This is a genomic window from Ornithinimicrobium ciconiae, from assembly GCF_007197575.1.
GTDB lineage: Bacteria > Actinomycetota > Actinomycetes > Actinomycetales > Dermatophilaceae > Ornithinicoccus > Ornithinicoccus ciconiae.
The window spans coordinates 3,113,442-3,135,379 of sequence record NZ_CP041616.1; the positions used below are offsets into that span (position 1 = coordinate 3,113,442).

24 protein-coding genes and 2 tRNA genes are annotated in these 21,938 nt (G+C 68.6%); 12 read left to right on the forward strand and 14 right to left on the reverse strand.

Features of this window, described 5'->3' with window-relative positions; genetic code table 11:
* The first annotated feature begins 5 nt into the window (after window positions 1–5).
* The 5 genes from FNH13_RS14285 to FNH13_RS14305 all read left to right on the forward strand — a co-directional run bounded on the left by FNH13_RS14285 (window position 6) and on the right by FNH13_RS14305 (window position 4,170).
* The gene (locus FNH13_RS14285; RefSeq protein WP_143784041.1) at window positions 6–539 is read left to right on the forward strand and encodes a hypothetical protein; all 534 of its coding nucleotides are present in this window, start codon (window positions 6–8) and stop codon (window positions 537–539) included.
* Window positions 536–1,585 carry an AAA family ATPase gene (locus FNH13_RS14290; protein WP_143784042.1) on the forward strand — a complete coding sequence of 350 codons (1,050 nt, stop codon included), beginning with the start codon at window positions 536–538 and terminating at the stop codon, window positions 1,583–1,585. Before FNH13_RS14285 ends, FNH13_RS14290 begins: the two co-directional genes overlap by 4 nt.
* Window positions 1,582–2,913 (forward strand): DUF58 domain-containing protein, encoded by a 1,332-nt coding sequence (locus FNH13_RS14295; protein WP_143784043.1) that lies wholly within the window; start codon window positions 1,582–1,584, stop codon window positions 2,911–2,913. The genes FNH13_RS14290 and FNH13_RS14295 overlap by 4 nt, the downstream gene beginning before the upstream one ends.
* On the forward strand, window positions 2,910–3,461 hold the full coding sequence (locus FNH13_RS14300) for a hypothetical protein (protein WP_143784044.1): 552 nt from the start codon (window positions 2,910–2,912) through the stop codon (window positions 3,459–3,461). The genes FNH13_RS14295 and FNH13_RS14300 overlap by 4 nt, the downstream gene beginning before the upstream one ends.
* A 154-nt stretch (window positions 3,462–3,615) precedes the next feature.
* On the forward strand, window positions 3,616–4,170 hold the full coding sequence (locus FNH13_RS14305) for a hypothetical protein (protein ID WP_143784045.1): 555 nt from the start codon (window positions 3,616–3,618) through the stop codon (window positions 4,168–4,170).
* Window positions 4,171–4,281: 111 nt separating this feature from the next.
* On the opposite strand, the gene clpX is transcribed toward FNH13_RS14305, so the two are convergent.
* The 6 genes from clpX to FNH13_RS19610 form a co-directional block, all read right to left on the reverse strand.
* Window positions 4,282–5,553 (reverse strand): ATP-dependent Clp protease ATP-binding subunit ClpX, encoded by a 1,272-nt coding sequence (gene clpX / locus FNH13_RS14310; protein WP_143784046.1) that lies wholly within the window; start codon window positions 5,551–5,553, stop codon window positions 4,282–4,284.
* 168 nt (window positions 5,554–5,721) lie between these two features.
* A complete protein-coding gene (ehuA, locus tag FNH13_RS14315) occupies window positions 5,722–6,534 on the reverse strand; it encodes an ectoine/hydroxyectoine ABC transporter ATP-binding protein EhuA (protein WP_143784047.1) in 813 nt (270 codons plus the stop codon).
* The gene (locus FNH13_RS14320; protein ID WP_143784048.1) at window positions 6,524–7,162 is read right to left on the reverse strand and encodes an amino acid ABC transporter permease; all 639 of its coding nucleotides are present in this window, start codon (window positions 7,160–7,162) and stop codon (window positions 6,524–6,526) included. Before FNH13_RS14320 ends, ehuA begins: the two co-directional genes overlap by 11 nt.
* On the reverse strand, window positions 7,162–7,968 hold the full coding sequence (locus tag FNH13_RS14325; protein WP_143784049.1) for an amino acid ABC transporter permease: 807 nt from the start codon (window positions 7,966–7,968) through the stop codon (window positions 7,162–7,164). Before FNH13_RS14325 ends, FNH13_RS14320 begins: the two co-directional genes overlap by 1 nt.
* 11 nt (window positions 7,969–7,979) lie before the next feature.
* A complete protein-coding gene (locus FNH13_RS14330) occupies window positions 7,980–8,951 on the reverse strand; it encodes a transporter substrate-binding domain-containing protein (RefSeq protein WP_143784050.1) in 972 nt (323 codons plus the stop codon).
* Window positions 8,952–9,229: 278 nt separating this feature from the next.
* A complete protein-coding gene (locus tag FNH13_RS19610) occupies window positions 9,230–9,571 on the reverse strand; it encodes a hypothetical protein (RefSeq protein ID WP_228266419.1) in 342 nt (113 codons plus the stop codon).
* On the opposite strand from FNH13_RS19610, the gene FNH13_RS14340 reads away from it, so the two are divergent.
* Complete coding sequence (locus FNH13_RS14340) at window positions 9,455–9,853, forward strand: TetR/AcrR family transcriptional regulator (protein ID WP_228266420.1); 399 nt, start codon at window positions 9,455–9,457, stop codon at window positions 9,851–9,853. The two genes, FNH13_RS19610 and FNH13_RS14340, sit on opposite strands and share 117 nt — an antisense overlap.
* The gene (locus FNH13_RS14345; protein WP_228266421.1) at window positions 9,762–10,088 is read left to right on the forward strand and encodes a TetR-like C-terminal domain-containing protein; all 327 of its coding nucleotides are present in this window, start codon (window positions 9,762–9,764) and stop codon (window positions 10,086–10,088) included. Before FNH13_RS14340 ends, FNH13_RS14345 begins: the two co-directional genes overlap by 92 nt.
* 47 nt (window positions 10,089–10,135) lie before the next feature.
* Here the strand turns inward: FNH13_RS14345 and FNH13_RS14350 are convergent, their stop codons facing one another.
* From FNH13_RS14350 to FNH13_RS14370, 4 genes are all read right to left on the reverse strand, one after another.
* The gene (locus FNH13_RS14350; protein ID WP_143784054.1) at window positions 10,136–10,798 is read right to left on the reverse strand and encodes an ATP-dependent Clp protease proteolytic subunit; all 663 of its coding nucleotides are present in this window, start codon (window positions 10,796–10,798) and stop codon (window positions 10,136–10,138) included.
* Between the two features lie 32 nt (window positions 10,799–10,830).
* Window positions 10,831–11,448: an ATP-dependent Clp protease proteolytic subunit gene (locus FNH13_RS14355; protein WP_143785155.1), complete on the reverse strand. Its 618-nt coding sequence runs from the start codon at window positions 11,446–11,448 to the stop codon at window positions 10,831–10,833.
* Between the two features lie 181 nt (window positions 11,449–11,629).
* Window positions 11,630–13,090, reverse strand: a complete 1,461-nt coding sequence (gene tig, locus FNH13_RS14365) for a trigger factor (protein WP_165700129.1) — start codon at window positions 13,088–13,090, stop codon at window positions 11,630–11,632.
* A 154-nt stretch (window positions 13,091–13,244) separates the two neighbouring features.
* Window positions 13,245–13,318, reverse strand: a tRNA-Pro gene (locus tag FNH13_RS14370).
* A 91-nt stretch (window positions 13,319–13,409) separates the two neighbouring features.
* Here FNH13_RS14370 and FNH13_RS14375 point away from each other — a divergent pair.
* A tRNA-Gly gene (locus FNH13_RS14375) sits at window positions 13,410–13,483 on the forward strand.
* Between the two features lie 63 nt (window positions 13,484–13,546).
* Here the strand turns inward: FNH13_RS14375 and FNH13_RS14380 are convergent.
* Window positions 13,547–14,080: a peptidase gene (locus FNH13_RS14380; protein WP_143784056.1), complete on the reverse strand. Its 534-nt coding sequence runs from the start codon at window positions 14,078–14,080 to the stop codon at window positions 13,547–13,549.
* 138 nt (window positions 14,081–14,218) lie between these two features.
* On the opposite strand from FNH13_RS14380, the gene FNH13_RS14385 reads away from it, so the two are divergent.
* From FNH13_RS14385 to FNH13_RS14395, 3 genes are all read left to right on the forward strand, one after another.
* Window positions 14,219–14,863: an SIMPL domain-containing protein gene (locus tag FNH13_RS14385; RefSeq protein WP_143784057.1), complete on the forward strand. Its 645-nt coding sequence runs from the start codon at window positions 14,219–14,221 to the stop codon at window positions 14,861–14,863.
* A gap of 106 nt (window positions 14,864–14,969) precedes the next feature.
* Window positions 14,970–15,224: an antitoxin gene (locus FNH13_RS14390; RefSeq protein WP_143784058.1), complete on the forward strand. Its 255-nt coding sequence runs from the start codon at window positions 14,970–14,972 to the stop codon at window positions 15,222–15,224.
* 200 nt (window positions 15,225–15,424) lie between these two features.
* Entirely contained in the window at window positions 15,425–15,736 is a 312-nt protein-coding gene (locus FNH13_RS14395) for an antitoxin (RefSeq protein ID WP_143784059.1), read from the forward strand.
* Window positions 15,737–15,813: 77 nt separating this feature from the next.
* Here FNH13_RS14395 and FNH13_RS14400 read toward each other — a convergent pair whose 3' ends face one another.
* Both FNH13_RS14400 and FNH13_RS14405 read right to left on the reverse strand, forming a co-directional pair.
* Window positions 15,814–16,284 (reverse strand): ribose-5-phosphate isomerase, encoded by a 471-nt coding sequence (locus FNH13_RS14400; protein WP_143784060.1) that lies wholly within the window; start codon window positions 16,282–16,284, stop codon window positions 15,814–15,816.
* 10 nt (window positions 16,285–16,294) lie between these two features.
* Window positions 16,295–16,936 carry a mycothiol-dependent nitroreductase Rv2466c family protein gene (locus FNH13_RS14405; RefSeq protein ID WP_143784061.1) on the reverse strand — a complete coding sequence of 214 codons (642 nt, stop codon included), beginning with the start codon at window positions 16,934–16,936 and terminating at the stop codon, window positions 16,295–16,297.
* Between the two features lie 69 nt (window positions 16,937–17,005).
* On the opposite strand from FNH13_RS14405, the gene pepN reads away from it, so the two are divergent.
* Window positions 17,006–19,597, forward strand: coding sequence for an aminopeptidase N (gene pepN, locus FNH13_RS14410; protein ID WP_143784062.1), 2,592 nt, complete (start codon window positions 17,006–17,008; stop codon window positions 19,595–19,597).
* 173 nt (window positions 19,598–19,770) lie between these two features.
* Here the strand turns inward: pepN and malQ are convergent, their stop codons facing one another.
* Window positions 19,771–21,924 (reverse strand): 4-alpha-glucanotransferase, encoded by a 2,154-nt coding sequence (gene malQ, locus FNH13_RS14415; protein WP_143784063.1) that lies wholly within the window; start codon window positions 21,922–21,924, stop codon window positions 19,771–19,773.
* Between the last annotated feature and the right edge of the window lie 14 nt (window positions 21,925–21,938).

Sequence of the window (21,938 nt, forward strand, 5' to 3'; positions counted from 1 at the left end):
GGGGCGTGCGCGTCACAGTCCTTCGGGCACACACCCGGTGGACCCGGATACGCCGCGCGGTCCTGGCGTTCCTGGCCACGGCGGTAGTCGGCGGGATCCTCTGGTACATCAACGTCCTGCGCTATGACCTGACGACGGCGATCGTGATCGCACTCGCGATCGGCGCGGTCATCACCCTGCTGACCTGGGTGATGAGCGAGGAGAGCCCGCGCCTGAAGGCGGCCTACTGGTTCAACCCCCTGCGCCAGGAGTCAGTGCGCCCCGCTCCCCTGGACTACCGGATGCTCCGGCTGCGCCGCGACCTGCGGGACGCCACCGAGCGCAACGACCGCACCGACGAGATCTTTCCCATCGTCCGGGCCCTGGCGGCAGAACGCCTCCAGTCCATCCACGCCATTGACCTGGACACCGACCCCGAGGCAGCCCGCCAGGTCATGCACCCCGACCTCATCAAGTATCTGTCCAAGCCGCCGAGCGGCACCGCCAAGCGCAGCAAGCGCGACATCAACCGAGCACTCGACCGAATCGAGGAACTGTGAGCACCCCGACCAAGCCCGGCCTCAGCGTCTCCCACGTCTCCGAGCAGGCCGCCGCCGTCCTGGACCAGGTCGAGACCGCCGTGGTCGGCAAGCGCCAGGCGCTGACCCTGGTCCTGTGCGGCATCCTGGCCCGCGGTCACGTGCTGCTGGAGGACTTCCCGGGGCTCGGCAAGACCCTGGCCGCCCGGTCCTTCGCCCAGAGCCTCGGACTGGAGTTCACCCGCGCCCAGTTCACGCCGGACCTGCTGCCGGCCGACCTGACCGGCGCGTTCGTCTACGACCAGAAGGCCGGGGAGTTCGAGTTCCGCAAGGGCCCGCTGTTCACCGGGCTGCTGCTGGCCGACGAGATCAACCGGACGCCGCCTAAGACCCAGTCCGCGCTGCTGGAGGCGATGCAGGAGCACCAGGTCACCGTCGAGGGCGAGACCTTCCCCCTGGCCCAGCCCTTCCACGTGCTCGCCACCGCCAACCCGGTCGAGTACGAAGGCACCTACCCCCTCCCGGAGGCCCAGCTCGACCGCTTCCTGATGCGCATCTCCTTCGGATACCCGACCGAGGAGGAGGAGTATGACGTGCTGCGCCGCCGCGTCTCCCGCCAGCAGGAGGACCAGCACCTGGGCGCGGTCACCGACGCAGCAGGCCTCCTGGCGATGCAGGTGGCCATCGAGACCGTGCCGGTCGAGGAGGACATCAGTCGCTACTGCGTGGCGCTGGCCGCCGCGACGCGCCGCCACCGGGCGGTGCAGGTCGGCGCGTCACCTCGAGGATCCTTGGCGCTGATGCTCACCGGACGGGCGCACGCCGTGGTCGCAGGACGCGACTACATCACCCCCGAGGACATCAAGGCCGTCGCCCACGCGGTGCTGGACCACCGCATCTCCATCAAGCCCGAGCTCTGGATGTCCGACCTCGGTGGTCACGGCGTCGTGGACGCGGTCCTCGCCGAGATCCCGGTCCCGTCAGCACGCCAGGCAGCCACCACGCAGAGCAGCGCCACGCAGAGCAGCGCCGCACCGCGCGACCCCGGAGGTGCACTGGGCGCATGACCCTGGAGCAGCCAGCTCACGCCTCCCACCCGGACAACCGGTGGGCGATCACGCACGCCCACGCCAGGGCCGTGCTGGTCTTTGCGCTGACCGCGCTCGCGGCCATCCTCACCCAGCGCCCCGACCTGCTGGTGATGGGCGCGCCCTTGGGGCTGATCGCGCTGTGGTCGGTGCTGACCCGCCCGGCCACGGTCCCGCAGGGACGGCTGGTGGTGCCGTCCCGCCACCTGAACGAAGGCCAGTGGGGCCGGGCGGTCGTCGGGGTCACCCGGGTCGAGCACGCCGAGCTGATCTCCACCGCCCTGTCGACCGGCCCCCATGTCACCAAGGATCCTGCGGCCGGCACCCGGACTCATCACGTCACCACCGCGGACCACGATCGTCCCGAGCTGCACGTCGTCACCCGCGTCAGGCCGATGCGCTGGGGACTGCGACGGATCGGACCAGCCCTGGTCGGTGCGACCAGCCCCTGGGGCGCGTTCCGGTGGGGTCCGGTGCCCCTCGAGCACCAGAACCTCAAGGCGCTGCCCGACCCGGCCGTCTTTGACTCCTCGGCTCCAGCACCACACCCGCAGGGGCTGGTCGGCCAGCACCGATCCCGCTACCCCGGTGACGGCAGTGAGTTCAACACGATCCGGCAGTTCCAGTGGGGTGACCGGCTCAAGCGCATCCACTGGGCACGCTCCCTGCGCACCGGGGAGCTGCACGTGACCTCCAGCTATGCCGACCAGGACACGCACGTCGCGATCATCGTGGACGCGCACTATGACCTGGGCACCTCCGACGCCGAGCAGGGGCTGGCCAGCTCGCTGGACCACACGGTGCGGGCCGCGGCGGCCCTCGGCGAGCACTTCCTGCACCAGGGCGACCGGGTCAGCCTGCAGGTGCTGTCCGCACGGACCCCGCTGAGCCTGCCCCCGGGGACCGGCCGCCGGCAGAGCCACCGGCTGCTCGAGGTCCTCTCACTGGTCCAGGCCCAGCCCCAGGATGAGGTGGACCCGCGCCGCATACGCCGTGGTCTTGGTCCCGGGACCCTGGTCGTGATGATCTCGGCACTGGTGGCCCCCGCGCCGCTGGCCCAGGCCGCCCTGCTCAACCGCAGCGGCCTGCAGGTCGTGATCATCGACGCCCTCCTCGACGACGTGCGTCCGCCGGGCGATCAGGATGACATCGCCGAGCTCGGCTGGCGGATCCGGCTCCTGGAGCGGGAGGCCGAGCTGCGCAGGGTCCGGGGCGAGGGGGTGCCGGTCGTGACCTGGCGCGGTCCGGGCAGTCTGGACCAGGTGCTGCGCAGCCTCTCCCGGCACCGGAGCGGAGCACCCCGATGAACCCGCTGAAGGAGCTTGTCACCGAGCTCGGCTCGTTGAGCCGCGAGCAGGTCGCGCTGCGGTTCATGATCGTGCTGTCGCTGCTGGGCTTCACCGTGGTGCTGCTGATCGCCGGGGAGTCCTCGGTCTATGCCATGGTCGTGCTCAGCCTGCTGAGTGCCCTCTGTGTCCTCAACCCGCACACCGCCCTGCCCGCCGCGGTGATGCTCTACTGTCTCGCCGTGTGGTGGGTGGGCGTTCCAGAGCCGTTCAACCCATGGTGCGTGCCGGCAGGGCTGTGCCTCATGGTGCTGCACACCGCGTGCGCGCTCACCAGCGCCTTCCCCGCTCCCGCCACCGTGCCCCGGGCCCTCCTCGCCCAGTATGCCGTCCGCCTGGGTCTGGTGGCCGGCGCCACCGTGCTCCTGTCCCTGGTGGCCTGGACGCACGAGGCACTCGGCTATGGCGGCGGCCTGGTGGCGGTGCTCGCCGGACTGCTCGCCCTGGGCCTGGCACTGGGCACCTACTACGCGGTGGTCACCCTCGCTCAGGGCGACGGCTCGCCCTGAGTCGGTCCGGCGTGGGCAGGGCCACGCGGATACGATGCGGCTAACAACTTTCCGGGCCCGCGCGGGGGTGCCGCCCCCGGAAACGCCCCGACGAAGGACCGACATGTTCCGCAGACGATCGTCGCAGCAGGGTCCTCCGGCAGAACCAGCCCGGGTGGAGCCTCGGGCCCAGATCACCGACTACCTGGGCGTCCCCGGGCCCATCATGGTCCAGGGCGTCCCGCACGAGCTGCGGGAGAGCGGGTTCACCCAGCTCGGTTGGCTTCCCCAGGTGGAGCGGGTGATGACGCAGACCTATCTGCCGCCCGGTCAGGAGTTCGACTCCTCCACGTGGCAGTTCTCCATCCGGATGGTCGCGCTGACACCACCGTGGGAGGTGATGATGGCTCGTGCCCGCTCTCTGGAGGCCCGCCATGAGATCGACCCCATCGTCAACTACCAGGCTGTCTGGGACGAGGGACGCGAGGACGACATCTGCCTGGACTACCTGGTGTCACACCCCAGCGGCACGGCCTTCGAGTGGACCGCCGAGCGGCTGGTCCCCTGGCGCCAGCACCTCACGGCCTGCTACCTGGTCGTCCGACGCGGCTATGGCGAGGGCGCGAGGGCCTTCCTGGAGGGTCTGTCGGTCGACCGCCCGGCGGCGATCGCGGCACTGCGTGGGATGGAGCTCCCGCAGGTCACCGACACCACGCTCGGACAGGCCTGAGGCGGACTCTGAGCGAGCACCTGGGTCAGGCAGATCGTTGCGGAGCGCCTAGGTCAGGCGGGCTCCTAGCGGAGCGCCTGGGTCAGGCGGGCTCCTTGCAGAGCGCTCAGGTCAGGCGGATTCCTTGCGCTGCGAGCGCTTGCGGCCGGCCTGCTTGCGGACGATGGTGGGATTGACGTTGTCCAGGACGACCTCCCGGGTGACCTCGACGCGGGTGATGTCCTCCTCGCTGGGCACGTCGAACATCACCGGCATCAGCACCTCCTCGAGGATCGCCCGCAGACCGCGCGCGCCGGTGGCCCGCAACAGGGCCTGCTCGGCGATCGCGGCGATCGCGTCGTCGGTGAAGTCCAGTTCCACGCCGTCGATCTCAAACATCCGCTGGTACTGCTTGACGAGCGCGTTGCGCGGCTCGGTCAGGATGTTGGTCAACGCCGCGCCGTCCAGCGGGGAGACCGTGGTGATGACCGGGAGACGACCGATGAACTCGGGGATCAGCCCGAACTTCATCAGGTCCTCGGGCAGGACATCCTCATAGCGCTCCCCCGCGTCCTTGGCCGAGTGCAGCTCGGCCCCGAAGCCGAGGCCCTGCTTGCCTGCGCGCGACTCGATGATCTTCTCCAGGCCGGCGAACGCGCCCCCGACGATGAAGAGCACGTTGGAGGTGTCGATCTGGATGAACTCCTGGTGCGGGTGCTTGCGCCCGCCCTGCGGGGGGACCGATGCTGTGGTCCCCTCCAGGATCTTCAGCAGCGCCTGCTGCACACCCTCGCCGGACACATCGCGCGTGATGGACGGGTTCTCCGACTTGCGCGAGATCTTGTCGATCTCGTCGATGTAGATGATGCCGCTCTCGGCCTTCTTGACGTCGAAGTCAGCCGACTGGATGAGCTTGAGCAGGATGTTCTCGACGTCCTCGCCGACATATCCCGCCTCGGTCAGCGCCGTGGCGTCCGCGATCGCGAACGGGACGTTGAGCATCCGCGCCAGGGTCTGGGCCAGGTAGGTCTTGCCACAGCCGGTGGGGCCGATGAGCAGGATGTTGGACTTGGAGATCTCGACGGCGTCCTCGCCCTTGCGTCCCTGCCCGGCCTGCACCCGCTTGTAGTGGTTGTAGACAGCCACCGCGAGCGCGCGCTTGGCGGTCTCCTGCCCCACGACATACTGCTCGAGGAAGTCGAAGATCTCCCGCGGCTTGGGCAGGGTGCCCAGACCGAGGTCACCGGCCTCAGCCAGCTCCTCCTCCATGATCTCGTTGCACAGGTCGATGCACTCGTCACAGATGTAGACACCCGGACCGGCGATGAGTTTGATGACCTGCTTCTGGCTCTTCCCACAGAAGGAGCACTTCAGCACGTCGCTGCTCTCTCCCATGCGAGCCACAGCAGATCCCTTCGATTGACGACCGGCACCCGGGGAGGATGCCTTGGCATGACGCTACCCCTTTGCCGCTGCCGAGCGCAGTTCATATCGGCTCCGGGGTGTTGAGTTGTGGGCACCTTCCGCTGACAGCGCAACGACCGTCCCGAGGCCATGCGACCCCGCCGTCGGTCAGAGCACCGCCTGCAGGAACTTCTGGGTGCGCTCGTTCTCGGGGTCGGAGAAGATCTTGTCCGGATGCCCCTCCTCGATGACCCGCCCGGCGTCGAACATCATGACCCGGTCCGAGACGTCCTGGGCGAACTGCATCTCGTGGGTGACGATGAGCATCGTGATGTCGGTGCTGGCTGCCACGTCCTTGAGGACGGCCAGCACATCACCCACCAGCTCGGGGTCCAGCGCCGAGGTGACCTCGTCGAGGAGCAGGATCTCCGGGTCCATCGCGAGCGCCCGCGCGATCGCGACGCGCTGCTGCTGGCCGCCCGACAGCTCGGAGGGGTGCGCTTCGGCGCGGTGGCTCAGGCCCACCCGCTCCAGCAGCGACAGCGCGGTCTGTCGTGCCTGGTCACTGGAGTGCCCGAGCACATGGATCGGGGCCTCGATGATGTTCTCCACGACCGACATGTTGGGGAACAGGTTGAACTGCTGAAAGACCATGCCGATCCGTTTGCGCACCCGGGCGACCTGTTTGGGCTTCAGCTCCACCCGCTTGCCGTCCTGGTTGGCGTGCGTGAGCGGGTCACCGTCCACCCAGATGTATCCATCGGTGAGGTGCTCCAGGGTCATCAGCAGCCGCAGGATCGTCGTCTTGCCCGACCCGGAGGGTCCGATGAGCGTCACCCGCTCACCACGCCCGACGGCAAAGTTGAGGTTGTTGAGCACCGTGGTCTCGCCGAACCTCTTGACGACGTCCTGGAACTGGATGCGGGGCACGGCCCCGGCGGCCGCGAAGTCGCCCCCGAAGGGGCTCTGGTCAGTAGGCAAGTTTCTTCTCCAGCTTTCGCATCAGGACAGCAGTGGGATAGCTAGCCAGCAGGAACAGCAGGCCGGCCACGGACATCGCCTCGACGTAGGAGAAGTTGCGGCCGCCGAACTCGCGCGCGGCGGTCACCATCTCCGGGACCATGATGAAGATGAGGAACGGGGTGTCCTTGAACATGGCGATGGCCCAGTTGCCCAGGGAGGGCATGGTGTTGCGGATCGCCTGCGGGAGTATGACGGCGCGCCAGGTCCTGTGTGCCGGGAGCGAGAGCGCGGTCGCTGCCTCCCACTGTCCCTTGCGGATCGACTCGATGCCGGCGCGGTAGGACTCGGCCATATAGGTCGAGTAGTGCACGCCGAACACGAGCACGCCCACCGTCATCGGACTCAGGAAGTTGAAGGCATAGAAGACCAGCAGCAGGTGCACCGGCAGCGGGGTCATCCGGATGAAGTCCAGCACGAAGCGCACCGGAGCGGCCAGCGGCCTGGGCAGCTCACGCAAAGCGATCGCCCAGATCAGGCCCAGTGCGGCCGCCATCAGTGAGCTGAGGACCGTGACCACCAGGGTGACCTTGATGAACTGTTCGAACAGCGTAGGGATCGCCTCGATAAAGAGCTCAACGTCGAACATCAGGCGTCACGCTCCCCTCGTCCGGGATCAGGGATCAGGGAGGCCGCGTCCGGCGTCAGGACGCCACCGGCTGCCCCTCCGGCAGTCCCGCCGGAGAGCGCATTGGCAGCATCCTTGCGCGCCTTGCGGATCTCGTAGTCACCTAGTCCGAGTCGACGCTGGGCGCGGGACTCCATGACGCGCATGATCGTCGAGACGATCAGCGCGATCACGTAGTAGATGATCAGGGCCGCGATGAAGGCCGGCCACGTGCCGACCTGGCGACGCACCTGCTCGGCCTCGAAGGTGAGGTCACTGAGCAGCACCAGCCCGACGACGGCCGTGCCCTTGATGAGCATGACCATGAGGTTGTTGAACCCTGGCAGCATCAACGCCCAGGCCTGTGGCCAGATCACCCGGCGCATCTTGGTCATCCAGGGCATGGACAGCGCGGTGGTGCTCTCCCACTGACCGGCCGGCACCGCGTTGAGGGACCCGCGCACCACCTCGGCACCGTAGGCACCGTAGTTGAGGCCCAGCGCCAGGATCGCGGTCCAGGTCGACCCCAGGTCGACGCCGGTGAAGGTCGGGATGAAGTAGAAGATGAAGAAGAGCTGCACCACCAAGGACGTGCCGCGAAAGAACTCCACGGTGACCCGGGAAATGACTTGCAGCCACTTCGGTCCCTGGTGGCCGGCCACCCCGAGCGCGACCGCCACGATGACCATCACCACGGCCCCACCGGCGAACGAGATCAGAGTGGCCTGGAGGCCATCTCCGAGTAGTCGCGGCAGGGCCGTGGCGAGGTCTGCGAAGAACTCGCCCACGGTGAGGGTGCTCAGCCGTCGGTGGAGTCAGCGGAGTCGTCGGACTCGGTGGACTCGTCGGAGTCCGAGCCACCTCCCATGTTGGCGGCCTCGTTGGCGGCCTCCAGGTCGCCGTCGCACAGCATCTGGGCGGTCAGCCCCTCCGGCGGACGCTCGGCGTCGGTGAAGCCGAACTCACCGACGAGCTCCAGAAAACGCTCCTCGTCACCGATGATCTTGGCCAGTTCCTCGTTGTAGGCCTCGAGCAGGGCGGTGTCCTCGGGCCGGAAGACCGTCGAACCGGCACTGATCTGGGCCAAGCCGTCGACCTCAGCCACAAAGCCACCGGTGGTCTCGACCCCGGCGTCCGGGTTCTCCTCCGCCATGATCGACAGGGTGATGTTGGTCAGCGAGAAGGCGTCCGCGCGGCCATTGGCGACGGCGTCCATGCCGTCCTGGGCCGAGTTGACGGTCACCGTGTTGCCGATGCCCAGGTCGTCGGCATAGCCCTGCTCGATCGCACCGGACTGCACTGCCAGGGTCAGGTCACTGCCCTCAAAGCTGCTGAAGTCGCTCAGCCCCTCAGGGTTGCCCTCGGGCACCATCAGGGTGCTGGTGTACATGATGGTCGGCTCCGCGAAGGCGCCGCGGGCGCACCGGTCCGGCAGGATGGACATGCCGGCCGAGACGGCGTCGTACTCACCCTTGGTCAGGCCGGGGATCAGCGCATCCCACTCGACGAGCTGGCCCTCGACGTTGTCGATGCCGAGCTCGGCGAAGATCGCCTCGTCAATCGCGATGGTCGCGCCGGTGAGCTCGCCACCATCGTCCTCATAGCTGTACGGGATCTCACCGGCATAGGCCACCTTGATGGTGCCTGCCTCCTGGGCGTTCTCCAGGGTGTTGCCGTCTCCGGAGTCGTCGCCGCACCCGGCGAGGACGAGCGCTCCGGCAGAGACGGCCGCAACCGCCACTGCGCTGCGGCGGGTCCGTGAACTGGTCATACATAGGTCCTTTCGGTTGGACGGGCATCAGCCGACCGACCGGGCGCACAGGGAGCACCCGGAAGAGACGTCACCCCTTGGGGACTTCTGAATCGCAACCCAACGTAGGGAAGACCTGGGACAACCTCAACTACCGACATGAGGGCCCCGCCACCCCCTGATCGGTTCGCACCGCTCACGCAAGCCCTCTGACCTGCGGAAACGACCCGCTCCCCGGGAGCCAAGAGATTGTCAACAATCGGTCAATTGTTACCACACTGCAACCCGGGCGCGACGCGTCACACCGTGAGCAGGCCGATGCCGGCACCCGTGACACCCACGGTCAGCGCGGCCGCGCCACACCAGATCAACACAGAAAAGCCATTGGGTCGGCGCGGATCGCGGCCGATCACCGAGAGGAAGAAGCCGGCCGGCATGAGGATCGCAGCGAGGAGAATCAGTCCGGTCAGGTCGACATACAGGCTGGCCACCAGGCCCAGGATCACCAGGACTCCGGCGTGGGCGTGCCCGGCCCGGAAGAAGGACTTCTGCAACTCGTTGGTCGGCACCGTGCTCTTGGGGAAGGTGGCGTCGACCAGCTCAGCATCCGTGGGTTGGCGCGCGCCACCGAGGTCAGCCACACCGCCTTTCGACACCACTTCGGCGACCGGAGAGGGCTGCTGACGGCACTGGCCGGTGATGGCTACGCCAGTCTGACCCGCCCTGCAGGCTGTGCGCAGCGGCGGGTCGCAGCCTGGCGCCAGCGGCGGGCCGGAGCCTGGCGCCAGCAGCGGGCCGGAGCCTGGCACCAGCAGCGGGCCGGAGGGATTCTTGGAGACCGGCGTCGCCTACATCGAGTGGGTGCTGGCCCACCCCGCCCACTTCCAGGTGATGTTCCGCCCAGACCTGGTCGACGAGGGTGACGCCGCTCTCCGGCTGGCCCTGGACGGACTGGCCGAGACGTTGATGCTGGGCGCGGCCGACTTCTCGGGCCAGCACCAGGTCGGCGACCCACGGACCAACCCTCTCGCCCTCGCGGCCTGGAGCCTGACGCACGGCTACGCGACCCTGGCCCTGTCCGGCAACCTGCTGGCCGGCCGCACCGCCGGGGAGCGGACGGAGTCGATCCGCTCGGTGCTGCGCCACCTCGGGGCATGACAACGGCCCCGGTGCAGGGCACCGGGGCCGTCGCGGACCTGTGTGGCTCAGAGAGCTGCTGACGCCTTGCGAGACTCCAGGACCTCATCGATCAGGCCGTACTCCTTGGCCTGCGCCGCGGTCAGGATCTTGTCACGCTCGATGTCCTTGCGGACCTCCTCCGGGCTCTTGCCCGAGTGCTTGGCCCAGGTCTCCTCGAGCCAGGAGCGCATGCGCAGCACCTCGTTGGCCTGGATCTCGATGTCCGAGGCCTGGCCGTAGTCGCCACCGGCCAGCGCCGGCTGGTGGATCAGGACCCGGGCGTTGGGCAGGGCGAACCGCTTGCCCGGGGTGCCCGCAGCCAGCAGCACCGCCGCGGCGGAGGCCGCCTGGCCGATCACGAAGGTCTGCACGTCGGGCTTGATGTACTGCATGGTGTCGTAGATCGCCGTCAGCGCGGTGAACGAGCCGCCCGGGGAGTTGATGTACATCAGGATGTCCCGGTCCGGGTCCTGACTCTCCAGCACGATCAGCTGGGCGATGATGTCACCGGCCGAGGCGTCGTCCACCTGGATGCCCAGGAAGATGATGCGGTCCTCGAACAGCTTGGTGTAGGGATCCTGGCGCTTGGTGCCGTAGGAGGTGCGCTCCTCGAACTGCGGCAGGATATAGCGGCTCGACGGGGCGCCGCCCGAAAAGGCCGTGCCTCCGGCATACGGGGTCTGAGTCATCGTGTGCTCTCTCTCGTCTCTGGTGATCCGGCTCAGGCCTTGGCACCGGCGTCGTCGGAACGCTCGTAGACGTGGTCCACGAAGCCGTACTCCTTGGCCTGCTGGGCGGTGAACCAGCGGTCGCGGTCGGAGTCGGCCTCGATCTGGTCCACGGACTGCCCGGTGTGCTCGGCGATCAGCGCCGCCATCTCGCGCTTGGTGTGCAGCATCTGCTCGGCCTGGATCTTGATGTCACTGGCCGTGCCACCGATGCCGCCGGACGGCTGGTGCATCATCACCTTTGCGTGCGGGGTGGCATAGCGCTTGCCCGGAGTGCCGGCCGAGAGCAGGAACTGCCCCATCGAGGCGGCCAGGCCCATCGCCACGGTGGCCACGTCGCACGGGACCCACTGCATGGTGTCGTAGATCGCCATGCCGGCACTCACCGATCCACCCGGGGAGTTGATGTAGAGCCAGATGTCCTTGCCCGGGTCCTCGGCGGCCAGGAGCAGCAGCTGCGCACAGATGGCGTTGGCGTTGTCGTCCCGGACATCGGAGCCGAGGAAGATGATCCGCTCCTTCAGGAGGCGGTTGTAGATCTGGTCGTCCAGTCCGGCCATCGGCCGCTCGCCGGCCGCGACGATCTCGTTGTTGGTCACCGTCTGCTCCATCTCATCGCTGGGGGTCGCGGCCATGCCGCGTCCTTCGTCAGTGACCCTAACGCCCGGATTCGCTGCGGCACTCCCCTGTATGACGGATGTTCGCCCTGAGCGCAGCAACTCACCTGCTGGAACGACAACGCGGGCCACCGGAAAGCTCCGGTGACCCGCGTCGGCGGTGTGCTGGGGCCGATCAGGCCTTGTCGGTGTCCTCGTCGGCGGTGTCCTCGTCGGCGTCCTCGTCCTCGTCGGGGCTGTCGACCGAGTCGACCGAGTCCACGCTGTCCACCGAGTCGACGCTGTCCACCGAGTCGACGGAGTCAACACTGTCGACGCTGTCCACCGAGTCAGCGCTGTCGGCCGAGCCCTCGGACTCCTCGTCCTCATCGCTCGGGTCGATCTCGTTGAGGTCGATCACGGTGCCGTCGGTGTCCTTGACGGTGACGCTCTCCAGGACGGCGGCCAGGGCCTTGCGACGGCCGACCTCGGCCACCATGCCCGGGACCTGGTTCTGGCTGTCCAGCTGCTGGGCGAACTCGTTGGGGTTCATGCCGTACTGCTGGGCGGTCATGACCAGGTACTCGACGAGTTCGTTCTGGCCGACCTCGATCTCGTCACGCTCGACGAGGGCGTCCAGCAGCAGCTGGGTGCGCACGGCCTTCTGGGTGCTCTCGGTGACCTCGGCGCGGTGTACGTCGTCCTCGAGGCGACCCTCACCTTCCAGGTGGCTGTGCACCTCGGACTCGACGACGGAGTCGGGCACAGGGATCTCGACGAGCTCGAGCATCTGCTCCAGGACCTTGTCGCGGGCCTGGACGCCCTGCTCGAACTTCGCGCCCTGCTCGGACTGCTTGCGCAGGTCCTCCATGAGCTCGTCCACGGTGTCGAACTCGGAGGCGAGCTGGGCAAACTCGTCGTCGACCTCGGGGAGCTGACGCTCCTTGACCGTCTGAAGCACGAGGGTGACCTCGGCGTCCTGCCCGGCCTTGTCGCCACCGGCCAGCGGCGCGGTGAAGGTCACGGTCTCGCCGGCGGTGTGACCGATGAGGGCCTCGTCCATCCCGGCCAGCATGGTGCCGGAGCCGATCTCGTAGGAGATGCCCTCGGCGGTGTCGATCTCCGCACCGTCGATGGTGGCCGTGATATCGACCGAGGTGAAGTCACCGTCCTGCGCGGCGCGGTCGACACCGACCAGCGTGCCAAAGCGGGCGCGGAGGTTGTCGAGACGGGTCTGCACGTCGGCCTCGTCGACGGCGATCGGGTCGACCTCGACGGTGATCGTGCTGAAGTCGGGCAGCTCGATCTCCGGGACGACGTCGACCTCCGCCTCGAACTTCAGCTCCTGGCCGTCCTCCATCGGCAGCTCGGTCATGTTGACCTCGGGCTGGCCCAGCGGCTTGACGTTGTGCTCGGCCAGCGCCTGGGCGTAGTACTCACCCATGGCGTCGTTGACGGCCTCCTGCACGACGGCACCACGACCAAAGCGCTGGTCGATGATCCGGTTCGGCACCTTGCCGCGGCGGAAGCCCGGGATGTTGACCTGCTGCGCGATGGTCTTGTAGGCCGCGTCCATCCGCGGCTGCAGCTCGGTGGAGGTGACCTCCACGCTCAGCTTCACCCGGGTCGGGCTCAGGGTCTCGACGGCACTCTTCACTGTGGCGGCACTCCAGAATCTGGTCGTTGATGATCGGGGATCCGCGGATGCTCCACCGGACCGCACCGTGGCGCCGGTGGAACCAGCACGCTGATGGCAGTCGGCACCGGCAACAGGGCAGCCGGACACCCACAGATCGCCCCATGGTAATGGGTCGGGGTAGCCGGATTCGAACCGGCGGCCTTCCGCTCCCAAAGCGGACGCGCTACCAAGCTGCGCCATACCCCGTTCACCACCCGCAACCCGGTGTCGTTTCGGACTCCGGACGGGTGGGCAGTACAGTAGTCCCTCGCTGGCCCTGGTCCACACCGGGCCGCACGCGGGTGTAGCTCAATGGTAGAGCCCCAGTCTTCCAAACTGGCTACGCGAGTTCGATTCTCGTCACCCGCTCCACTGGCCCGTATGCCGTGCCGCCAGCTCCAGCGCACCAGACCGATCCGTCTCGCGCCCGACGCCTCAGGCGACCAGCAGCAGCGACAGCGCAGCCGTGTCGGCATCACCCTGCGGGTCGACCGACGACTTGGCGGCCAACCGGGTGATCGTGCCCTCCCGGTCCGCCTCGACCCAGGCCGCGCGGTGGTCCAGCCCCAGGTCCGGCACGCCCGGCAGCAGGATGCACCCCGAGGCCGTCTCATACTCCGGGAGCGAGCTCAGCGTGCTTCCCGGAGGGTGCAGCACCGCCAGGGCAGGTGGGAGGTGCTCGGCGAACTGGCCGGGCGCGAGCGGGTGGTCACCGAGTAGCTGGCCCTCGGCCAGCACCAGACCGATCGCCTGCTCCGGCCCCTCCTCCGGGACCTCCTCGATCACTCGATAGACCGTGCTGCCGTGCGGGAGCATGCCCGGGACGGCTGCCATCTGCACCGCGAGCACCAGGAAACGGGCCCACTCCACCGCGTCCTCCGGCCACCGGTCCAGCAGCAGAAATCCCGAGAGGTAGCCGCCGTCGTGTAGGGGCGCGACCTCGACCGGCGGGAGCTGACGATGTGTCATTTGGGCCTCCTGATCGTGCCGGCAGACCCGTGACAGCGGACCTGTCCTCCTCACCCTCCCACGTCCCTGCTGCTTCATGCCTGACATTCGCACAACGATTGGGACACGTCTCCGGCCACCCCGGCATACGATCTGGCCATGACGAAGCCCACCGCCCAGCCCACGGACAGCATCGAGGTCACCGGCCACGGCCAGGCGGTCGGCTCCCCCGACCTGGTCGTGCTCGACCTGCGACTGCAGGCCGAGGAGGACAGTGCCGCGGCGGCTCTGTCCGCGGTCGCCGAGGCCACCCGTGCCGTGCTGGAACGCACCGCCGAACACCGGGACGAGGGCGTCCCCGGGCCACGCACGCAGGGACTGAGCCTGCACACCCGGCACGATCGCGAGGGGCGCACCGTGGTCGGTTACAGCGCATCGCAGCAGCTGCGTCTCACCCTGCGTGGCACCGAGCTCGCCGGTCAGGTGGTGACGACGGTGTCCGAGGCGGCCGGTGACGCGCTGGGCATCGACGGCCTGTCGATGAGCGTGTCCGATCCCGCCGACCTGCAGACCCGAGCCCGGGAGGCGGCCTTCGCGGACGCCCGCGAGCGCGCCGAGCAGTTCGCCGCGCTGGCCGGGCGCGGTCTCGGCACGGTGCGCAGCGTGGTCGACGCACCCAGCAGCCACGGACCGATGCCGAAGATGGCGCGGGCTGCGGCCTTCTCAGCCGACGCCGCGATGCCGATCGAGGGCGGGGAGCACGCGGTCTCCGCGTCGGTCACGGTCACCTGGGAGCTCAGCTGAGCCTCGGAGCGCACGAGCCTGCGGTCGACAGGTCCCCCGAGGTGTGTTTCCGTGGAGATGTCAGGCCGGGGAAGCTCGGCACGCGAACACAGGAAGGCAGGACTTCATGGGGTTCATGGACAAGGTGACCGGCGCCGCTGACGAGCACAAGGACAAGCTCGCAGACGCAGCCGAGCAGCACGGCGACAAGATCGACCAGGGCATCGAGCGGGGCGGCGACGTCGTCGATGACAAGACCGGCGGCAAGTACGCCGATCAGGTCGACCAGGGTCAGCAGCGGATCGGCGACACGGTGGACGGCCTCGGCGGCGAGAAGTCGCCCGGTGAGGCTGGCCAGGGCAAGGATGAGAATCCCGCCTGACCCGGTCAGCACCTGAGGCAAGCCCCCGGCCCCGAGGTCGGGGGTTTTGTTGTGCCCGTAATGTTCTCGATCGGCTGGGGCGCGCACATGCGCGTGCGTCGGTGGGCGGTCGGACTCGACAAAACGTCCCTCGGTGTGCGAACTTACTGATCCAACTGGTCGGTAACCGATGCCGGCATCGATGCACGGGAGGATCACACATGGGGATCATGGACAAGATCACTGGCGCGTTCGACGAGAACAAGGACAAGATCGCCGACGCTGTTGACCAGCACAGCGACAAGATCGAGCAGGGCGTGCAGCAGGCCGGGGACTTCATCGACGACAAGACCGGGGGCAAGTTCTCCGACCAGATCGGCCAGGGCCAGGAGAAGGTCAAGGAGGGGCTGGACAGCCTCGACGGCCAGCAGGACGACTTCGGCACGGCCGCCCAGCCGGACACGACGGCCCAGGACACCGCTGCTAGGGACACGGCCGCCAAGGCCGACCCGCAGACACCTGAGAAGCAGTGAGCGCACGCAACTGACCACCGCTGGCGAGGGCCCCAGGAGGTTTCCTGGGGCCCTCGCGCGGTGTGGGCGTGCTCCTCTTAGCCGGGGAGGTCGGGCAGGGTCCCGTCCACCTCGTAGGCGCTCATCATGTCGATCCGCCGCTGGTGCCGGTCGGCTCCGCTGAACTCGGTCGAGACGAAGGCACGCACCATCTCGTGCGCCTCCTCAACCGTGTTCATCCGCGCCCCGATCGACAGCACCCGCGCGTCGTTGTGCTCGCGGGAGAGCTGGGCCAGCTCGACGTTGTAGGCCAGCGCCGCCCGGATCCCCGTGACCTTGTTGGCGGCCATCTGTTCCCCGTTGCCGGAGCCGCCGAGCACGATGCCCAGCGAGTCCGGGTCGTCGGCGACGGCTTCAGCAGCCCGCAGCACGAAGACCGGGTAGTCATCCAGCTCGTCATAACCGGCGGGCCCGTGGTCGATGACCTCGTGCCCCTCCTCGCCCAGCCAGGTGACCAGGTCACGCTGCAGCTCGTAGGCCGCGTGGTCACCACCAATGTGAATGCGCACTTCTGTGCTCCTAACTGAAGTCCGGGCTGGCGTCCCGGGTCCGCTTCATCTCATAGAAACCCGGGGTCCCGGCGACCAGCACGCACCCGTCCCACAGCGTGCCGGCGGCCTCCCCCTTGGGCGCCGGGGTGACGACCGGACCGAAGAAGGAGACATCGTTGACGGAGACGACCGGGGTGCCGACGTCGTCGCTGACCAGGTCGATCGCCCGCTGGTGGCTGCTCCGCAGCTGGTCGTCGACCTCGGTGCTGCCCGCGACGTCCTTGAGCGAGGCGGGCAGGCCGACCTCCTCGAGCACCTCGGCGATGATCTCCTCGATGTGCTCGGTGCCGCGGTGCTCCAGGTGAATACGCTGCCCGAACGCGTCATACAGTTTCTTGCGCAGCACGCTGGCCTCGTCCTCGGACAGGTCCTTGGTCGCCGCGATGATGACGCGCACCGGACCCCAGCTGCGGTCGAGCAGCTCGCGATAGCCCTCGTCGAGATGGCGTCCCTCATTGAGGACAGACAGGCTCATCACAGACCAGGTGATGTCGATGGGGCGGACCTTCTCGACCTCCATCAGCCACCGGGAGGTCATCCACGCCCAGGGGCAGATGGGGTCAAACCACATCTCGGCAGAAGTCCGTGTCTCGCTCACGTCGTTGCTCATGGCACCATCGTTGCACCACCTCGCGGCGTTGAGCGCGCCGACCCTACGCACCAGCACAGGAGCACCCGCATGCCCGGCAAGAACCTCACGCGTGACGAAGCCGCAGCGCGGTCGGCGATCGTCTCCACCGACTCCTATGTCGTGGCGCTGGACCTCACGACCGGCCCGGAGACCTTCCACACGGTGACCACCGTCGAGTTCGGAGCCACCGCGGGCGCGGAGACCTTCATCGACCTGATCGCACCATCCGTGACCTCGATCGTGCTCAACGGCGAGCAGCTGGACCCCGCGGAGCACTTCGCCGACTCACGCATCCGGCTGCCCCGACTGGCGGCCCGCAACACGCTGACCGTCGACGCCACCGGTGCCTACATGAACACCGGCGAGGGTCTGCACCGCTTCGTGGACCCGGCCGACGGTGAGGTCTACCTCTACACCCAGTTCGAGGTCCCGGACTCCCGCCGCGTCTTCGCGGTCTTCGAGCAGCCCGACCTCAAGGCGACCTTCCAGTTCACGGTGACCGCCCCCGCGCACTGGCAGGTCATCTCCAACCAGCCGACCCCGGAGCCGGTCTCAGCCAGCAGCAAGCCCGGTGCGGGACAGGGCGACCCGGCCGCGACCGACGCCCCCGCCGGGGACATCGCGACCTGGACCTTCGGCGCTACACCCAGGATCTCGTCATACATCACCGCGCTGGTCGCCGGTCCGTATGCCGTGGTGCGCGACGAGGTCGCCACCCGCAACGGGACCGTGCCGCTGGGTGTCTTCTGCCGCAGGTCGATGGAGCAGTATCTCGACGCCGACAACATCATGGACGCCACCAAGCGCGGCTTCACCTTCTTTGAGGAGGAGTTCGACCAGCCCTACCCGTTCGACAAGTACGACCAGATCTTCACGCCCGAATACAACATGGGCGCGATGGAGAACGCCGGGTGCGTGACGATCGTGGAGGCCTACATCTTCCGCGGCAAGGTCACCGAGTCGATCATCGAGCGCCGCGCCCTGACGATCCTGCACGAGCTGGCGCACATGTGGTTCGGCGACCTGGTGACCATGCAGTGGTGGGACGACCTGTGGCTCAACGAGTCCTTCGCCGAGTGGGCCTCCACCACCTGCCAGGCCGAGGCGACCCAGTGGACCGACGCGTGGACCACCTTCGCGACCGCCGAGAAGGGCTGGGCCTACCGCCAGGACCAGCTCTCCTCGACCCACCCGATCGCCGCCGACATGGTCGACCTGGCCGCGGTCGAGGTCAACTTCGACGGCATCACCTATGCCAAGGGCGCCTCGGTGCTCAAGCAGCTGGTGGCCTATGTCGGACGCGAACCTTTCCGGGACGGGTTGCGGGCCTACTTCGCCAAGCACGCGTGGGGCAACACCACCCTCGCCGACCTGCTGACCGAGCTAGAGGCGACCTCCGGGCGTGACCTGACCTCGTGGAGCACGCTGTGGCTGGAGACCGCCGGCGTCAACACGCTGACCCCGGTGGTGACCGTCGAGGACGGCACGATCACCGCGGCCTCGATCACCCAGACCGCACCGCCAGAGTGGCCGACCCTGCGTCCGCACCGCCTGGCTGTCGGGTGCTACGACCTGATCGACGACGCCTTCGTGCGCACCCACCGCATCGAGCTGGACGTCGACGGTGCCTCCACCGAGGTCCCGGAGCTGGTCGGCCGTCCGATGCCGGACCTGCTGCTGGTCAACGACGACGACCTGGCCTACGCCAAGATCCGCCTCGACGGCACGTCGCTGGCGACCGCGCTGGCCAACCCGCGCGCGCTGACCGACTCCCTGCCGCGCTCCCTGGTCCTGGCTGCGGCCTGGGACATGACACGCGACGCGGAGATGTCCGCGACCGACTACGTCCGGCTGGGGTTGCAGGCCGTCTCCTTCGAGACCGAGTCGACCCTGCTGCGGGTGCTGATCCAGCAGGTGAGCACGGCCGCCCTGACCTATACGGCACCGGAGCACCGCGCAGCGCTGCTGGCCGAGGTCGAGTCCTCGCTGCTCGAGGCGACCCGGGCGGCAGAGGCGGGCTCAGACGCCCAGCTGCAGCTGGTGACCGCATGGGCCTCCTTCGCCCAGTCGGAGGAGTCCCTGGCGTTCCTGCAGGCGCTGCTGAGCGGCGCGGAGTCGCTGGAGGGCCTGACCGTCGACCAGGACATCCGCTGGACCCTGGTCACCGCGCTGGCCACCGCCGGTGCGGCCGACCAGCCCGAGATCGACGCCGAGCTGGAGCGCGACGACACCGCCACCGGCCGAGAGAAGGCCGCGCGTGCGCTGGCGTCCCGTCCGAGCGCAGAGGCCAAGGCGACCGCGTGGCGTGAGTCCGTCGAGAGCGACGAGCTGCCCAACGCGGTGCTGGCCGCGACGGCGCTCGGCTTCGGGCGGGTGCACGACACGGCGCTGCTGGCGCCCTACGTGGAGCGCTATCACGAGGCCATCGCCTCGGTCTGGGAGGCCCGCACCCACCACATCGCCGAGTCGATCGCGGTCGGCTTCTATCCCCTCGCCCTGGCCGACCAGCGCCTGCTGGATGCGACCGCGGCGTGGCTGGACGCCAACCCCGAGGCACCGTCCGGCCTGCGCCGCACCGTCGCGGAGAACCGCGACACCGTCGCCCGCGCCCTCAAGGCCCAGGAGCGCGACGGGGCCTGACCCAAAAATAGGGAGGTTTCGTAGGCCTCCCGCGCCTTTTTGGAGGGGTTTCGTAGGCCTCCCACGCCTTTTCGGAGGGGTTTCGTAGGCCCACCCGGCGAGGCAACCCCCCTCGGCATACGGCAACGGCCCCGCAACTCACGCAGAGTTGCGGGGCCGTTTCCCGTCCGCCCTCAGGCCTCGCGGGAGACCGTCCGCGCCAGCCGCCGCGCCGAGCGCCAGGTGAACAGCTCCTCGAGCATCACCGGCCGTCCCTCGGGGCCGGCGAGTGGGACCCGCCAGTTCGGGTACTCCTCGTCGGTCCCGGGCTGGTTGATGACCCGGGTGTCCTGCGCCAGGTCACTGACCGAGACACCGAGCAGCTTGGCGCGGCTGAACGACAGGAAGCGGTGCAGCGCCTCGACCTGCTCGGCGACCCCGGCACCCTCGCGCAGCAGCCCGCGTCGGCGCAGGTCGGCCAGCACCTGCTCACGATCTGCCTCATCGGCTGCCTTCTCCTCCTCCAGGGGCCGGTTCAGCAGCCCCAGGGAGTGCCGCAGGTCGATGTGCACCCCCTGCAGGTAGCCAGCGGTCGGCGGCAGGTCGTGGGTGGTCACGGTGGCCAGGCACAGCTCCCGATAGCTCTCCGGCGGCAGCAGTCCCCCATCCCCGTCGTAGTCCTTCTCGAACCACAGGATCGAGGTGCCGAGGATGCCTGCCTCGGACAGGTAGTCGCGCACCCACGGCTCGACGGTGCCGAGGTCCTCACCGACCACGACCGCGCCCGCCCGGTGCGCCTCGAGCATCAGGATGCCGACCATCGCCTCATGGTCGTAGCGCACATAGGTGCCCTCCCGCGGCAGGGTCCCCTCCGGGATCCACCAGAGCCGGAACAGCCCGATCACGTGGTCGATCCGCAGGCCTCCGGCGTCGCGCAGCGCGGCACGGATCATGTCCCGGTATGGCGCGTAGCCAAGTTCGGCGAGCTTGTCCGGTCGCCAGGGTGGCTGGGACCAGTTCTGGCCGAGTTGGTTGTACTGGTCCGCCGGGGCGCCGACGGTCACGTCACGGGCCAGCGCGTCACCCAGGGACCAGGTGTCAGCCCCGTGCGGGTGCACCCCGACGGCAAGATCGTGCATGACGCCCAGCCGCATCCCGGTCTCCCGCAGGTCGCGCTGCACCCCGGCCAGCTGGTCGGCCAGGACCCACTGCAACCAGCACTGGAACTCGACCTGCTCACTGCGGTCCTGGCGCAGCTTCTCCACCGCCTCGCTGCGCGGGTCGCGCAGTTCCTCCGGCCATTCACGCCAGTCCGGCCCGTGGATCGCGAAGATGGTCGCCCAGGTCGCATAGTCCACCAGCCCCTGGCCCTCCCGCTCGATGAAGGCGTGGAAGGCTCGCTCGCGTCGCACGGACCGGCCCTGACGAAAGACCATCAGCAGCGCGGACTGCTTGCCCGCCCAGACCGCGTCCCGCTCCAGGAAGTCCAGGTCCAGGAACCGCTGGGCGTCGTCGGCGTGCCACTCCACCAGCTGGCGCTCGGCCGCGGACAGGTAGGCGACCTCGGGCACGTCCTCGACCCTGATGTAGATCGGGTTGGCGAACCGTCGCGTGGTCGGCAGATAGGGCGAGGGCTCCATCGGCGGGTGCGGCTCGGCCGCATGCAGCGGATTGACCAGCACGAAGTCAGCGCCGAGCCCGGCGGCCCAGGCCCCCAGGTCCGCCAGGTCGGCGAGGTCTCCGGTGCCCCATGACTGCCGCGAGCGCATCGCATAGAGCTGGGTCATCACCCCCCACCCCTGGTCACCGTCACCGCGCAGGAACTCCGGCAGCTCGAGCTTTTCGGGCGCGACGACCAGTGGCATGGAGTGCGTGGGAGCGTCCCCGTTGCCCTTGCGCTCCCCGGCGCCGACGACGAGCTCCACCGCGTGCCAGCCCAACGGCAGGGAGCCGGGCAACAGCACCTCGAGCTCACTGATCTTGGCACCGTCGACCTCTCGATTGACCGCCCCGCGCGAGTGCTCCAGGTCCAGGACACCGGAGTCCTCCAGTCGGACCCGGGCACGGAAGTCGGTGCCGACCGGCAGGTGCACCGGCAGCCGGTGTGAGCGTCCGGAGCGGATGACCGTCACCGTCGGCAGCACCCGGCGCCACGGGTCCTCGCGCCGGGCGCGCAGGCTGGCTGCGACCTGATCGTCATCCTGTGCGGGGATCCCCAGGGCGCCCAGCACCGTCCGGATCGTCGACTCCTCGACCTGGCGGTGATTGCCCTGCCAGTCCCAGAACTCCGTGGCGACACCGTGCCCGGACGCCAGTTCGATCAGGGGGGCGGGAAGGGCAGATGTCACAGTGCGGCCTCTCG